Genomic DNA, 13,665 nt, shown 5'->3' on the forward strand with positions numbered 1-13,665 from the left:
ACAGTGTGCATCGCAATTGAACAGCGGTCAACTCCTGCACAGTGTTCATGAAATGCGCTAGCGTGACGGCACAGCAGGTGGAATCCGAAGGAGGCGGCATGGCAGCCGAGGAGTACGCGTCGGTCTGGACCCGGCCGAAGCGCAAGCGCCGGGAGCAGCCCGCGCTGAGCCAGGAGCAGATCGTCGCGGAGGCGATCAAGCTGCTCGACGCGGAGGGCCTCGAGGCGCTGAGCATGCGCAAGCTGGGCGCCGCACTCGGTGCGGTTGCCACCGCGGTGTACTGGCACGTCGCCAACAAGGAGGAGCTGATCGAGCTCGTCGTCGACCAGGTCTACGGCGAGATCGAGGTACCGGAGGTGACCAGCCCGGACGAGTGGCGCGCCGCGGCCGAGGCGTGTGCCGAGAGCTTCCGCGGCGTGATCCTTCAGCATCCCTGGATGGGATCGACCCTCGCCGAAGTCGGCCTGACCTATCTCGGCCCGAACATGATGCGCGTCTCGGATCGCATGCTCGCCCTGTATGAGGGCGGTGGCTTCAGCCTGCTGGAGGCGAACCAGGCCGCGACGACCGTCGCCTCCTACGTCCTGGGTGTCGCATCCACTGAGGCAGCCACGCTGACCAAGCTGGCTCGCAGCGGCCTGACAGCCGAGGACTGGATGACGAAGGTCTGGCCCGCCGCCGAGCAGGCCGCGCAGGACTACCCCAGGATGAAGGAGCTCTACGCGGCCCACCGCGGCCACGACATCGTGGGAGGCAGCGAGGACGACTTCAAGTACGGCCTGGCCCGCGTCCTCGATGGTCTCGAGTCTCGCCGCGAGCGCTAGCGCAGCAGGATCGTGCGCTCCACGAGCGTCCACGTCGTGGTCGTGAGCAGGTAGAGGCCCGCTGCCAGCGGGATGAAGGCGGCTGTTGCGAGAGTGCCGAACGGCAGCAGCCGGGCGATCCGGCGAGACATCGGCGAGGCTGTCTCATCCAGCTGACGCAACTGCCGGCGCGACGAGAAGTAGGCGACGACCGCCAGCAGCACCGCGAGCCCCAGATAGGCCGGGGTCGATGCGAACAGGGGCCAATGGATCCCTAGCGGCGCGCCGAAGATCGTCCCGGCCAGCAACTGGTTCGACTGACCCGCCACGATCGCGGTGGTGAACAGCGTGTACATCACCCAGAAGAACGGCAGCTGGGCCAGCATCGGCAGGCATCCCGCGAGCAGGGTCGTGCCGGATTCCGACTGCAGCTTGGCGATCTCCCGCTGGATCCGTTCGGGGTCCTTGCCGTGCCGCTCGTTGATCTTGCGGATCTCGGGCAGCAACACCGCCCGGGACCGCTCTCCCCTGACCGCGGCAAGGCTCAGTGGGAGAAGGAGGAGACGGACGGCCACCGTACAGAGCACGATCGCCACAGCGGCGGCGTACGGGCCGGTGAGGGGTTCGATCGCCGAGGCGATCCCGTTGACGAGGTGGTAGGCGCCACTGATCGGCGCGTCGAGGAAGGAAGGCATGACAGAACTCCACGAGTGAGAAGGGATGGGTAGCGCGAGAGGGGCTGCCGAAGAGACGGCAGCCGGCTACCTTCCCGGTGCTCGTGGACGCGGCCTGCCGGCGGCGTCGGGATCGCGGAGGGAGAGATACGCGGTACGGCGGGAGTTGGCACGGGTGGCGCTGGCGCGCGCGGGCAGCGGCGACGAGAGCGGACGCTGCGCCGCCGTACGGGAGACCTGGAGTACTGCGAACAGAACGGCCGCCGCCGTGAGAACGGCGACGGCCAGCAGACCGGAGTCGGGCCCGAGGGCAGGGATCGCCAGCGTCCAGACGCCGGCGAGTGCCCTGCCCATCAAGACCCGATCAGTCCAGGTAGTCCCGCAGCACCTGCGAGCGGGACGGGTGCCGCAGCTTGGACATCGTCTTCGACTCGATCTGGCGGATCCGCTCGCGGGTCACGCCGTAGACCTTGCCGATCTCGTCCAGCGTCTTCGGTTGGCCGTCGGTCAGGCCGAAGCGCATCGAGACCACGCCGGCCTCCCGCTCGGACAGCGTGTCAAGTACTGCGTGCAACTGCTCCTGCAGCAGGGTGAACGAGACGGCCTCGGCTGGCACGATCGCCTCGGAGTCCTCGATCAGGTCGCCGAACTCAGAGTCGCCGTCCTCACCCAGCGGAGTGTGCAGGGAGATCGGCTCGCGACCGTACTTCTGCACCTCGATGACCTTCTCCGGGGTCATGTCGAGCTCCTTGGCGAGCTCTTCCGGAGTGGGTTCGCGGCCGAGGTCCTGCAGCATCTGGCGCTGGACGCGGGCCAGTTTGTTGATGACCTCGACCATGTGCACCGGGATCCGGATAGTGCGGGCCTGGTCGGCCATCGCGCGGGTGATCGCCTGCCGGATCCACCAGGTCGCGTAGGTGGAGAACTTGTAGCCCTTGGTGTAGTCGAACTTCTCGACCGCACGGATCAGACCGAGGTTGCCCTCCTGGATCAGGTCCAGGAACAGCATGCCGCGGCCGGTGTAGCGCTTGGCCAGCGAGACGACGAGTCGCAGGTTGGCCTCGAGGAGGTGGTTCTTGGCCCGGCGGCCGTCCTCCGAGATCCACTCGTACTCGTCCTTGACCTTGTCCTTCAGCTTGGTCGCCTCGTCGCCGATCTGCTCCTCGGCGAACAGGCCGGCCTCGATCCGCTTGGCGAGCTCGACCTCCTGCTCGGCGTTCAGCAGCGGGACCTTGCCGATCTGCTTCAGGTAGTCCTTCACCGGGTCGGCGGTGGCACCGGCGACCATCACCTGCTGCTCGGGCTCGTCGGTCTCGTCGGCCTCGGAGACGATGAAGCCCTGGTCCTCGGTGAGCTCCTTCTCCAGCGGCTTCACCGCGTCCGGCGAGAAGTCCGCCTCGTCGACTTCGTCCAGAGCGCGCGGCTTACCGGTCTTCGGGTCGATGGACAGACCCGCCTCGGACACGGCCTTCTTCGCCGGCGTCTTCTTCGCGGCGACCTTCTTCGCGGGGATACCGTCCTCCTTGGTGGACCTAGCGGCAGCCTTCTTGGCCGCAGTCGGGACAGCCTTCTTCACGGGTGCCTTCTTGGCGGCAGGGTCGGACACTCTGGCGCTGGTCCTCGGGGCCGTACTGCGGGCGGTGGCGGCCACGGCCCGGACGGACTCGGCGGGAAGGTTCTCGGACGAGCTGGACGACACGAATTACCTCTCGTCTGACGATTCAGTCTGCAGGGTTCTGTACAGCGGTACTGCGGTGCGTTGGTGCTGAGGTGCTGCGTTCTTGCCTGGATTGTGCTTCGATGTCTGCGGCTGCTCGCTGGTCAGGCGGCGGCAACACTACATTGTAATCCGCGGCCCAAGGCCGATCGGCGCGCGACCCCCGGAACGGCGTGCCACCACCGGTACCAGACCGTTGTCGGGACTGGTACCGGCGCCGCCACGATCAAATCTTCAACTGTTCCTGGTCTGCCGCAACGGCCGGGCGACCACCCGTTTCTCGACCTGTTGCTCCTGTTTGAACTGCCTCACCTTCACCAGCGACGCCACGTCGATCACGTCGGCCACCGACTTGTACGCGCCGTCCTCCCCGTACGGCTCGGACGCCTCACGCCAGCCACGCGGCCTGACCTTGAGCTGCTTGCCGAGCAGTGCGACGAAGATCTTCGCCTTCTGCGCACCGAACCCGGGCAGTGCGGACAGCCTGGCCAGCAGGTCGTCCCCAGACTTCACATCGGCCCAGACCGCCGAGGCGTTACCGCCGTACTCCTCGTCCAGGTGCTTGGCCAGGGTCTGGATCCGCGCGGCCATCGCGGTCGGGAAGCGGTGGATCGCCGGCGGGCCGGCCACCACCTCGACGAAACCGTCCGGATCGTAGGTGGCGACCGTGGACGGGTCGAAGGGGCCTTCCATCCGTTGCGCGATCGCAACCGGACCGGCGAAGGCGCGTTCCATCGGGATCTGCTGATCGAGAAGCATGCCGATCAGCAGTGCGAACGGGTCCCTGCTCAGCATCTCGTCGGCGTCGGGCTGCTGTGCGAGGCACAGCTTCTTGCTGCGTGTCGAAGTCACCTCAGTCCTCCCCTTCCTCGGCCTTCACGGCCAGCACCGGACACGGAGCGTCGAGCAGCACCCGCTGGGCATTGCTGCCGAGGATGAGCTTGCCGACCGGGGACCTGCGCCGCAGGCCGATCACGATGAACTCCGCGTGCACCTGCTCGGCGACGGCCACCAGGTCCTCCGCCGGATCGAGTCCACGCACCAGCTGCCGCACCTCGTAGGGCACACCGGTCGAGTCGAGCTGCTCCCGTACCTCCGTCAATGCGGCATCACTCGCCGCTGCCTCGTCGCTGTCGAAGCTGCGTCCGCCCCGGTGCGAGTTCACCACCACCAGCTTGGCGTCGCGAAGCGTCGCCTCTTCTGCCGCCCGCCTGAGCGCCGCGCGCCCTTCGGCCTTCGGCACATAACCCACGACGATGGTCGTCATCGACTTGCCTCACCTCCGGGTGTCACTGTCGACCCGTTCCGAACGATACTGCCCTGAACCCGCTCCGGCATCTGTGGAAAAGCACGACCTGTGTCGCGACCGTGACCCTCCGGCAGTTGTGCCCGCAACACAGCCGGGCCGGGGCGGCCGGACCGACCGGTCAGGGGCACTTCGGTTCACGACTCAATACCCGCGCAGACACCTTCTAACCTTCGCGAGCTCACACCCTTGCAGGGTGGCCGCCGACGCGCCACCGGACGCGCCCGAAGCCGGTACGCCGAGGTTCCAACCAGCGCAGGGATCGCCGGATGTTGCTCTAGGCAAGGGAAAGTGTTCCGCCCGGCTGACCCCGGTTCCGGCGTTGTCCTACGTTGTCTGCGGAAAGCCCGGGCGGACGGCCAGAGGTCCGCCGGCGCGGTACTTACTCGGTTAATCGATGGGCCACTCGTGCACCGGGGTGTTCTCGTGCATGTGTTCGCAGTACCGCCGCACCATCCCGCGCAGCGCGTCCCGGCGGCTGTGGGATCCCTTGGTGTACAGCCGGTGGAACTCGTCGGCCTGCCAGGAGGCGCCGTTGCGGTGGGTCAGACAGCGCTGCTCGATGATGCCCAACAGCCGGTCCCGTACGGCCGCGTCGACACCCCATTCGTCGAGTCCCCGCGATGCCATCGGCAACAGCCGCCGCAGTACCAGCTCGGTCGCTCGGGCCGTACCGAGGCCAGGCCAGAACACCTCGGCGTCGATCCCCTGCCGGGCCGCCTCGTGGAAGTTCTCCTCCGCCGCGCTGAACGACATCTGCGACCAGATCGGGCGCTCGTCGTCGGCGAGGGCGCGCACCAGGCCGAAGTAGAAGGCGCCGTTGGCCATCGTGTCGACGACGGTCGGGCCGGCCGGCAGCACCCGGTTCTCCACCCGCAGATGCGGCTTCTCCCGGACAACGTCGTACACGGGCCGGTTCCAGCGATAGATCGTCCCGTTGTGCAGCCGCAGTTCCGAAAGTGCTGGGGTGTCGCCACGATCCAGTACCGCGATCGGATCCTCGTCGGAGGTGACCGGGAGCAGCGCCGGGTAGTAGCGCGAATTCTCCTCGAACAGGTCGAAGATCGAGGTGATCCAGCGTTCACCGAACCACACCCGCGGCCGGACGCCCTGCGTCTTCAGCTCGTGCGTACGGGTGTCCGCGGCTTGCTCGAACAACGCGATCCGGGTCTCCCGGTTCAGCTCCTTGCCGAACAGGAACGGCGAGTTCGCCCCGATCGCGAGCTGCACCCCGGAGATCGCCTGCGCCGCGTTCCAGTAGCGCGGGAACGCCTCCGGGGTCACCTGCAGGTGGAACTGCGTCGACGTACAGGCGGCTTCGGGCACGATGCTGTCGGCAGTGACCTGCAGCCGCTCGATCCCGTCGATGGCGATCTGCACGTCCTCGCCGCGGGCCTGGAAGATCTGGTCGTTGAGCAACGCGTACCGCGGGTTGGTGCTCAGCGCCTCGCGGTGGATGTGCTCGGTCAGCAGCGTCGGCAGGATCCCGACCACCACCATCGACGAGCCGGTCCGCGACGCCTTCTCCTCGGCCGCGTTCAGGCTGTCGCGGATCGAGGCCTCCATCGTGTCCAGCCCGGTGCCGTCGATCTGGCCGGGCGGCACGTTGATCTCGATGTTGAACTGGCCCAGCTCGGTCTGGAACGCGTCGTCCTCGATCGCGCTCAGCACCTCGGAGTTCTTGAACGCCGGGTCGTGGTTCTCGTCGACCAGGTTCAGCTCGATCTCGATCCCGGTCATCGGCCGCTCCGCGTCGAAGCGCGCCTCGCGCAGCATCCGCGCGAACGCGTCCAGATTGCGGTGCACCTGGTTGCGGAAAGCGGTCCGATCCGCCCGGGTGAACTCGACCCGGTCGACTTCCTCGCCCATTGCGCCTCCCCTGTCGCCTGCCTGTGGTGCGCTACCTGCCGGTACCTGGCCTCAGTGTGCCTGAACCATGCCCTTCGTGTGACCTAGGTCGCGTCGCGGGCCTACCTGCTGGTACGCCGGTGAGCTGCGCGCAGGTCATCCGGCGGGCCGACCAGGTCAGCCGACGGGGTCGACCAGGTCAGCCGACGGGATAGACGATGAAGTGGTCGCGCTCGATCCGCGCCGGGGTGTCACCGGCCTCGGCCATCACCTCGGCGAGTTCCGTCAGCACCGCGGGATCCAGCTGCAGCTCGTGCTCACCGGGATGCCGGTCGGCTCCCATCTCGTAGTCGACGCCCGGCTGGCCGGTCATCTCGATGTGGGTGCCGAGCACCAGCTCGACGGGATTGCCGTCGGCAACGAACCCGGCCAGCCGCGCCACGCTCGCCCGGAACGCGGGCCAGTCGAAGACGTAGAGCCGGCCCGGGTACAGCGAGTCCCCCGTCAGCAGCAACCGCGTCGCCCGGTCGTAGAAGGCCAGATGCGACGGGTGATGACCGGGCAGCGGGATCACGTCGAGGACCCGGTCGCCGAGGTCGAACTGCACGATCTGCTCCGGCCAGGAGGTGATCCCGAAGAACTCGGCGACGTCTTCGGCGGTCCGCCCGACGACGGAGTCGAACTGGTCGTCGCCGCCGACGTGGTCGCCGTGACCGTGCGTGTGCGCGACCACGAGTTCGACGCCGCGGCCTGCCAGCAACTCGTCGACCACCGAGCGCAGGTCGGTATGACCCGTGCCGGTGTCGAGCAGGAGTGCGCGTTCGGAGCCGAGCAGCAGGTAGATGAACGGGCCCTCGAAATTCGTGCGCAGGGCTTGGCGGATGATCGCCGTCCGGTCGTCGTACCAGTGCACCTGATGGTCGGGCGTGGTCGACGTGGTGCCGTCGTCCCAGTGCGCCGGGAAGCTGGTCATGGCATGAATCCTGCCAGGCCGCGCGGATTTGTCGGTGCGGCCGGGGAGACTGTGACAGTGCGTACCGATCCATCCATCCTGCACGTCGACCTGGACGCGTTCTTCGCGGCGGTCGAGCAGCGGGACAAGCCCTCCCTGCGCGGCAAGCCAGTCGTCGTGGGTGGGATCGGCCTGCGCGGCGTCGTGTCGACCGCGTCGTACGAGGCCCGCAAGTATGGCGTGCGCTCGGCGATGTCCACGGCCGAGGCACGCTCGCGCTGCCCGCACGCGGCGTACCTGGGGACGCGGTTCGAGGTCTACCGAGAGACGAGTCAGGCCGTGATGGCGCAGATGCGTGCGCTGTCCCCGCTGGTCGAGCCGCTGTCGCTGGACGAGGCGTTCGTCGATCTGGCCGCCGCCGGGCTGAGCAACCTGACGGTCGAGGACGTGCAGGCGATCTCGGAGGACCTCAAGGCGGCGATCAAGGAGGCCAGCGGCGGCCTCACCGCTTCGGTCGGAGCGGGCACCTCAAAGCTGATCGCGAAGATCGCCAGCGACCTCGACAAACCAGACGGCGTCGTCGTGGTGCCGGCGGGGACCGAGGCGGAGTTCCTCGCGCCGATGCAGGTGACGGTGATCCCGGGCGTCGGTCCGGCGACGGCACAACGGCTCAGCATGGCCGGCGTGCGAACCGTCGGGGACCTGCAGCAGCTCGACGAGGACGAGCTGATCCGGCAGGTGGGGTCGGCCCACGGGTCGAGCCTGCACCGGCTGGCGACGGCCTCGGACGACCGCCCGGTGGTGAGCGATCGGGAGACCAAGTCGATCAGCATCGAGGACACCTTCGAGACCGACATCATCGATCGGTCCTTGCTGGCGGCAATCGGCGACCGGATGGCGCACCGCGTTTCCGAACGCCTGCAGAAGGCCCAGCTGTCCGGCCGGACGGTCACCGTGAAGACCCGGATGCACGACTTCACCACGCACACCCGGTCGTCGACGCTGGCCGGTCCGACCGACGACCCCAGGGTGATCGCTCGCGTTGCCCGGCGGCTGCTCGAGGACAGCGACATCTCGGGCGGGATCCGGCTGCTAGGCGTGGGAGTCTCCTCGCTGGCCGACTGGATCCAGGACGACCTCTTCACCGAGAGCGAGCACGCGGAGGCTCCGCTCGAGCTCGTCGACCTGCCGGAGCGCCCGCGGGAGCGGCAGGTCGGTTACTACCCGGGCCAGGACGTCGCCCATCCGGAGTACGGGCAGGGCTGGGTCTGGGGGTCGGGGCGCGGACGGGTCACGGTGCGGTTCGAGACGGCCTCGACGCCGGCCGGGCCGGTGCGCACCTTCGCGATCGACGACCCCGCCCTGACCAAGGTGGTGACGACGAAACCACCACCGGACGAAGTCGGGGGCGACAAAGACGCGGCGAACGGCCAGGATGGGCCAGATGAATGAGGTCCGCGGTGGGGTGTACCCGTTCTGTCGCTCCTGCACCGCGTCGTCCGTGGCCTGGCGGGCTCCCGACCCGAACCGGATGAAGGGACTCGGCACGCAGTTCTACGGCCACCGCGACGTCTGCCCGAGCTGCAGTTCCTCGGTGCGGACGTTGTACGTCACCTTTGTCTTTGTGCCGATCTCGCGAGTCGGCCGTTATCGCATCATCCGGACCGGCGGCCACAGCTACGTCGGCCGAAAGCTGCTGGAGCACGCAGTGCCGGTCACCGTGTCGCTGGAGCAGCCGCCGTCGGAGTTCGAGAACCACCCCGAACTGGCCGACGCGACGTACAAGGAAGCGGAAGCACGCTGGGCGGCGGACGACCCCGCTGGGGCGCTCCCGCTGTATGAGACTTCGCTGGCCGCCTGTGAGAAGGCGCTGAAGGCAGACGATCCGGCGACGTTGCAGGTCCGGCTCCGGGTGGCGCAGGCGCTGCTGGCGACCGGCGACTACGGCGCGGCGATCGGTTGGTTCGGGTTGATCACCCCGCAGTTGGTCCGGGTGTTCGGTGCGGGCCACGACCTGACCCGGATCGCGATCGAGGGCATCACCAGCGCGCAGTCGATCGTCGGCGGGCCGCGGGCCGAGATCAAGCTGCTGACGGCCCGGCTCGCCAAGCTCGAGCCGTCCCTCGGCCGGACCAATCCTTCTGTACTGCGGACGCGGGGCGCGCTCGGCCGGGCGACGATGTTCGCGGGACAGCTCATACCGTCGATCCAGCTCCTCGAGACGACACTTGCCGACAGCATCGACGCCTTCGGCGCCGATCAGTCGGACACCAATGTGGCGCGGGGCGCACTGAAGGAAGCGTGCGAGCTGGCGGACTCCAAGAGCAGGAAGGACCGCGAGGCCGCCGCCGGCGCGCGCCGCCGCTGGCTCTGAGATCAGCCGCGGAGGCGGACGGACAGGCAGGTGACGCAGCCTTCGAGCTTCTCGAACTCGCTGATGTCGACGACGACCGGCGTGTAGCCGAGCTCGCGGAACAGCTCCGCCGACTTCGGCGCCGAGGCCGCCATCAGCAACCGCCCCTCCCCCAGCAACACCACGTGAGCGCCGGCTTCCTCCGGCACCGCGAGGAACTTCGGGAACGCGCCCGGGTCGTCCGTGAGCGGCTCGTACCCGATCACCGTCCCGTCCGGCAGCGCGGTCACCGCCGACTTCAGGTGCAGCACCTTGCTCACCGGTACTGCGATCACCTCCGCCCCGAGTGGTTCCAGGAATCCGCGAAGCTGGTCGAGCCCTGCCTGGTTGGTGCGGCCGCCGAGCCCGGCGTACACGGTGCTGCCGACCTTCAGGATGTCGCCGCCGTCGAGCGTGCCCGGCTCGGTGATGTTCGCGATGCGGTAACCCTGTGCGGCGACGGCGCGTTCCGCCCCGGCTGCTTCGGGGCGGCGCTCGTTCGCTCCGGCCCGGGCGATCACGGCCAGGTCGCGAAAGACCACCATCGTGTCCTCGACGAACACCCCGTCGGGGCAGTCGTCCACCGGGGGCACCTCCACACAGATCCAGCCGGCCTCGGCCAGGGCGTCGACATACTGCTGCCATTGCCGCGCGGCGAGCTCCACCTCGACGGGAACGCGCTCAATATGCGTGATCAGGCCTTCGGCCAGGCGAGGGCTCGGGCGGCGGATCAGGGCGCGATCGGTGGTCATCAGCGCAGGTTATCCGGTTTTGGCCGTCCGCCAGCCGGGTACCGGCGGCACAGGCGACCTTTCCCTGGGCGCCGTGGTCGACTTTGAAGGATGAGAAATGCCGAAGATCCTGCAGCACGCCGGCGGTGACGTGGTCGAGGTCATCCTCGCCGACCACCGGTGGTTCGAGGAGGCGCTGCGGGAGCTGCGTGACGAAACGTCCGACCGGCCCGCGGTACTCGCGGATCTGGCCACCGTGCTCATCGCGCACGCCGAGGCCGAGGAGTCCAAGGTCTACCCGGCGCTGCGGAAGAAGAACGCGATCGACGAGGAAGAGGTCGAGCACTCCGAACACGAGCACGACGAGGGCAACGAAGCGCTGCTCGCGCTGCTGGAGGTCGACGACCCGCACAGCGAGGAGTTCAGCGAGAACGAGCACGAGCTCTCGGAAGCGCTCTCCCACCACCTCGACGAAGAAGAGCGAGATGTGCTGAATCCGGCCAGGACCGACGTCGACGAGGACGTCCGCCAGCAGCTCGGTGCGGAGTTCGCGGCGGAGCGGGCCCGATTGATCGACGAGGACTGCGGCCGGATCGAGAACGTCCGCCGCATCGTCAAGGAGGCAAAGGCAAGCAAGAAGTCCTGAGTCCTGCCGGAGTTGTGACCCTGCTTCCTTGAGCACGGGCCAGTCGCCAGAATCGGCGTCAGTGCGGCTGGCCCGTGCCCAAGGCGGCGGGGTCGCCTTCTGTGCGAGGGTCGCCTTCTCTGCCTGGTCCGACCAGAACATAGGGTCTGGTGAGTGAGCCGCCGCCGCTTTCCGTTGCTGGGTTATCCGGCGTACGTGCGCTTCTGGCTGGCGGACGCGGTCTCGATGGTCGGCTCGGCCGTCACCGTCCTCGCGCTGCAGACTGTCGCTGCCCTCACCCTGGGCGCGACCAACACCGAACTCGGTCTGCTCCAGTCGGCCCGATGGTTGCCTTATCTCCTCTTCGGTCTGATCGTCGGCGTCTACGTGGACCGGCGCCGACGGCAACCGTTGCTGATCGGAACGGATTTCGCCCGGGCGTTGGTTCTGGTGCTGATCCCACTCTCTGCCGAGTTCGACCTGCTCAGCCTGCCGTTGCTGCTCGTGATCGTGTTCGTCTTCGGCGCGTTGTCCCTCGTGTACGACGCTGCGCACCAGTCGTTCCCACCGTCGCTGGTGCCGGCGCCGCTGCTGACCTCGGCGTACGCCAGGCTCGAGCAGTCGAGCGCTGTGGCGCAGACAGGTGGGCCGGTGCTCGCCGGTGCTCTGGTCAAGCTGCTCGGCGGACCGCTCGCGATCCTGATCGATGCCGCGTCCTATCTCGTCTCGGGGATCCTGCTGGCGACCGTCCGGCCGCTCCACCCTGAAGTTGCCCCGAGCATCGATCAGCCGAGGAATCTGCGCCGGGAGATCCGCGACGGCCTGGCCTGGGTCTACCGCAACAGCACGCTCGGACCACTGGCGCTGACCAGCCACCTGTGGTTCTTCTTCCAGGGCGCCTTCACCGCGGTCTACGTGAACTATGTGCTGAAGACCCTGGACATGAGCGCCTTCCTCTTCGGCGTCACCTATGCCTTGAGCGGGATCGGCTCGGTGGTCGGGGCGACAGCGTCCGGCTGGGTGGGGCGCAGGTTGGGGGTGGGGCCGGCCATCATCGCGGCCGGCTGGCTGACGCCGGCCGCCTATCTACTGATCCCGCTCGCCGGCGGCGACACGACCGGGCTGGTCCTGCTCTGTGCCGGGCAGTTCCTGTTCGGTCTCTCGATCGGCATCGACAGCCCGATCGAGATGGGCTACCGCCAGTCGATCACCCCGTCCGCCCTGCTCGGCCGGATGAACGCGACGATGCGGTCGGTGAACCGTGCCGCGATCGTGATCGGCGCTCCGGTCGGCGGACTCATCGCGGACTTCTTCGGCCCGCACTGGGCGCTGTGGTTCGTCGCCGTCGGTATGGCGGTCAAATCGGTCCTGCTGCAACGCTCCGAGTTCCGCCACGCCCGCCTGCCGGACGAAGCACCACCCGACAACGACCGCGACGGAGTCAAGAACCGACCGTCGGAGGAGTGATCATCACAGGGTGATGGTCAGCCCTTCCTCAGCGGCCAGTACTTCGCCGTCGAACACCGCGCGAGCTTCGGCAACAGAGACAGCGCGATCCGAGCCGGGCCAGAAATGCGTCAGCAGCAATCGTCTCGCACCGGCGGCACCCCGCGCGGCTTCTGTCGCCGTCATCACAAAGCGAGGTGTCGTCGTTGGCGACGCACCTTGCAGGGTCGCGTCAGAGATGTACAGGTCGGCGCCCTCCGCGAGCTTCCCGAGTTCCGACCCCGGACCACAGTCGCCCGTGTAGGCGACCGTGAGCTCCGGAGCACTCAGCCTGACCCCGAGGTTGGTCACGTAGTGCGGCAAGAGAGCGGTCTCCAGCCGGAATGGCCCGATCTGCCGCGCCGATGCCAGATCCCGTACGTCGAACACCGTCGCGGGATCGGGCCGTGGCTCCAGCGCCCGCAGTACGTCGAGAACGCCGGGCGGGCAGTAGAGCGGTATCGGGGCGGCATCCGGTGCGAGGTAGTAGCGGACGCGAGCTAACGCGCTGACATCGACGCAATGGTCCGGGTGCTGGTGCGTAACGATCACCGCGTCGACCTCACCCTCGGGGCAATGAGTCAGCAGTGCCGGCAACGCGGCGTACCCGAGATCGAGCACCACCTTGAAGCCGTCGTACTCGAGCAGGAAACCAGCACACGCTCTCCCGGGCTCGGGCCAAGCGCCACACGAGCCGAGGACAGTCAGCGTTCTGGTGCGCCCCGGCACGGTCACCGGGTGGCGAAGGGTGCGTCGCTGGGGACGATCTCCTTACCGAGCGGGAGCAGCGAGATCGGGATCAGCTTGAAGTTCGCCAGGCCGAGCGGGATGCCGATGATGGTGACGCACAGGGCGATCCCGGTGACCAGGTGGCCTAGCGCCAGCCACCAGCCCGCGACGATCACCCAGATGATGTTGCCGACCACCGAGCCGGCGCCGGCACTGGGCTTGTCCACCATCGTCCGGCCGAACGGCCAGAGCGCGTAGTTCGCGATCCGGAACGATGCGATCCCGAACGGGATGGTGATGATGAGGATGCAGCAGATCAGCCCGGCCAGCACGTACCCGAGGGCCAGCCAGAATCCGGCCAGCACCAGCCAGATCAGGTTCAGAATCGTTCTCATACCTGCCA

At 67.9% G+C, this 13,665-nt stretch carries 15 protein-coding genes; 5 read left to right on the top strand and 10 right to left on the bottom strand.

Going from position 1 to position 13,665, the window contains the following annotated elements; translation table 11 throughout:
• Positions 1–98 precede the first annotated feature (98 nt).
• Positions 99–824 (top strand): TetR/AcrR family transcriptional regulator, encoded by a 726-nt coding sequence (locus ACFPJ1_RS36000; RefSeq protein WP_380110778.1) that lies wholly within the window; start codon positions 99–101, stop codon positions 822–824.
• Here the strand turns inward: ACFPJ1_RS36000 and ACFPJ1_RS36005 are convergent.
• The 7 genes from ACFPJ1_RS36005 to ACFPJ1_RS36035 all read right to left on the bottom strand — a co-directional run bounded on the left by ACFPJ1_RS36005 (position 821) and on the right by ACFPJ1_RS36035 (position 7,321).
• Complete coding sequence (locus ACFPJ1_RS36005) at positions 821–1,498, bottom strand: YidC/Oxa1 family membrane protein insertase (protein WP_380110779.1); 678 nt, start codon at positions 1,496–1,498, stop codon at positions 821–823. The genes ACFPJ1_RS36000 and ACFPJ1_RS36005 overlap by 4 nt on opposite strands.
• A gap of 66 nt (positions 1,499–1,564) precedes the next feature.
• The gene (locus ACFPJ1_RS36010) at positions 1,565–1,831 is read right to left on the bottom strand and encodes a DUF6412 domain-containing protein (RefSeq protein ID WP_132300129.1); all 267 of its coding nucleotides are present in this window, start codon (positions 1,829–1,831) and stop codon (positions 1,565–1,567) included.
• A 10-nt stretch (positions 1,832–1,841) separates the two neighbouring features.
• Positions 1,842–3,176 carry an RNA polymerase sigma factor gene (locus ACFPJ1_RS36015; RefSeq protein ID WP_132300131.1) on the bottom strand — a complete coding sequence of 445 codons (1,335 nt, stop codon included), beginning with the start codon at positions 3,174–3,176 and terminating at the stop codon, positions 1,842–1,844.
• A gap of 252 nt (positions 3,177–3,428) precedes the next feature.
• Complete coding sequence (locus ACFPJ1_RS36020) at positions 3,429–4,046, bottom strand: HhH-GPD-type base excision DNA repair protein (protein ID WP_380110780.1); 618 nt, start codon at positions 4,044–4,046, stop codon at positions 3,429–3,431.
• 1 nt (position 4,047) lies between these two features.
• On the bottom strand, positions 4,048–4,461 hold the full coding sequence (locus tag ACFPJ1_RS36025) for a universal stress protein (RefSeq protein WP_131337975.1): 414 nt from the start codon (positions 4,459–4,461) through the stop codon (positions 4,048–4,050).
• 429 nt (positions 4,462–4,890) lie between these two features.
• A complete protein-coding gene (locus ACFPJ1_RS36030; RefSeq protein WP_380110781.1) occupies positions 4,891–6,369 on the bottom strand; it encodes a glutamate-cysteine ligase family protein in 1,479 nt (492 codons plus the stop codon).
• 178 nt (positions 6,370–6,547) lie between these two features.
• On the bottom strand, positions 6,548–7,321 hold the full coding sequence (locus tag ACFPJ1_RS36035; protein WP_380110782.1) for an MBL fold metallo-hydrolase: 774 nt from the start codon (positions 7,319–7,321) through the stop codon (positions 6,548–6,550).
• Positions 7,322–7,378: 57 nt separating this feature from the next.
• On the opposite strand from ACFPJ1_RS36035, the gene ACFPJ1_RS36040 reads away from it, so the two are divergent.
• Positions 7,379–8,752, top strand: coding sequence for a DNA polymerase IV (locus ACFPJ1_RS36040; RefSeq protein ID WP_380110783.1), 1,374 nt, complete (start codon positions 7,379–7,381; stop codon positions 8,750–8,752).
• Positions 8,745–9,674, top strand: coding sequence for a tetratricopeptide repeat protein (locus ACFPJ1_RS36045; RefSeq protein WP_380110784.1), 930 nt, complete (start codon positions 8,745–8,747; stop codon positions 9,672–9,674). Before ACFPJ1_RS36040 ends, ACFPJ1_RS36045 begins: the two co-directional genes overlap by 8 nt.
• Positions 9,675–9,676: 2 nt before the next feature.
• Here the strand turns inward: ACFPJ1_RS36045 and ddaH are convergent, their stop codons facing one another.
• Positions 9,677–10,444 carry a dimethylargininase gene (gene ddaH, locus ACFPJ1_RS36050; protein ID WP_380110785.1) on the bottom strand — a complete coding sequence of 256 codons (768 nt, stop codon included), beginning with the start codon at positions 10,442–10,444 and terminating at the stop codon, positions 9,677–9,679.
• Between the two features lie 97 nt (positions 10,445–10,541).
• Here ddaH and ACFPJ1_RS36055 point away from each other — a divergent pair, with 97 nt between their 5' ends.
• A complete protein-coding gene (locus ACFPJ1_RS36055; RefSeq protein ID WP_380110786.1) occupies positions 10,542–11,069 on the top strand; it encodes a hemerythrin domain-containing protein in 528 nt (175 codons plus the stop codon).
• Positions 11,070–11,222: 153 nt separating this feature from the next.
• Positions 11,223–12,515 (top strand): MFS transporter, encoded by a 1,293-nt coding sequence (locus ACFPJ1_RS36060; RefSeq protein WP_380110787.1) that lies wholly within the window; start codon positions 11,223–11,225, stop codon positions 12,513–12,515.
• Positions 12,516–12,518: 3 nt separating this feature from the next.
• Here ACFPJ1_RS36060 and ACFPJ1_RS36065 read toward each other — a convergent pair whose 3' ends face one another.
• Positions 12,519–13,268 (bottom strand): MBL fold metallo-hydrolase, encoded by a 750-nt coding sequence (locus ACFPJ1_RS36065; RefSeq protein ID WP_380110788.1) that lies wholly within the window; start codon positions 13,266–13,268, stop codon positions 12,519–12,521.
• Positions 13,265–13,657: a YccF domain-containing protein gene (locus tag ACFPJ1_RS36070; RefSeq protein WP_380110789.1), complete on the bottom strand. Its 393-nt coding sequence runs from the start codon at positions 13,655–13,657 to the stop codon at positions 13,265–13,267. Before ACFPJ1_RS36070 ends, ACFPJ1_RS36065 begins: the two co-directional genes overlap by 4 nt.
• Positions 13,658–13,665 lie beyond the last annotated feature (8 nt).

The organism is Kribbella qitaiheensis (assembly GCF_042657745.1).
In the GTDB taxonomy this organism is placed as follows: Bacteria; Actinomycetota; Actinomycetes; order Propionibacteriales; family Kribbellaceae; genus Kribbella; species Kribbella qitaiheensis.

Bases quoted from the DNA above. Each gene is read 5' to 3' on its own strand.
- ACFPJ1_RS36035 (WP_380110782.1), bottom strand. From the start codon at position 7,321: ATGACCAGCTTCCCGGCGCACTGGGACGACGGCACCACGTCGACCACG.
- ACFPJ1_RS36045 (WP_380110784.1), top strand. From the start codon at position 8,745: ATGAATGAGGTCCGCGGTGGGGTGTACCCGTTCTGTCGCTCCTGCACC.
- ACFPJ1_RS36055 (WP_380110786.1), top strand. From the start codon at position 10,542: ATGCCGAAGATCCTGCAGCACGCCGGCGGTGACGTGGTCGAGGTCATC.
- ACFPJ1_RS36025 (WP_131337975.1), bottom strand. From the start codon at position 4,461: ATGACGACCATCGTCGTGGGTTATGTGCCGAAGGCCGAAGGGCGCGCG.
- ACFPJ1_RS36070 (WP_380110789.1), bottom strand. From the start codon at position 13,657: ATGAGAACGATTCTGAACCTGATCTGGCTGGTGCTGGCCGGATTCTGG.
- ACFPJ1_RS36005 (WP_380110779.1), bottom strand. From the start codon at position 1,498: ATGCCTTCCTTCCTCGACGCGCCGATCAGTGGCGCCTACCACCTCGTC.
- ddaH (WP_380110785.1), bottom strand. From the start codon at position 10,444: ATGACCACCGATCGCGCCCTGATCCGCCGCCCGAGCCCTCGCCTGGCC.
- ACFPJ1_RS36000 (WP_380110778.1), top strand. From the start codon at position 99: ATGGCAGCCGAGGAGTACGCGTCGGTCTGGACCCGGCCGAAGCGCAAG.
- ACFPJ1_RS36010 (WP_132300129.1), bottom strand. From the start codon at position 1,831: ATGGGCAGGGCACTCGCCGGCGTCTGGACGCTGGCGATCCCTGCCCTC.
- ACFPJ1_RS36030 (WP_380110781.1), bottom strand. From the start codon at position 6,369: ATGGGCGAGGAAGTCGACCGGGTCGAGTTCACCCGGGCGGATCGGACC.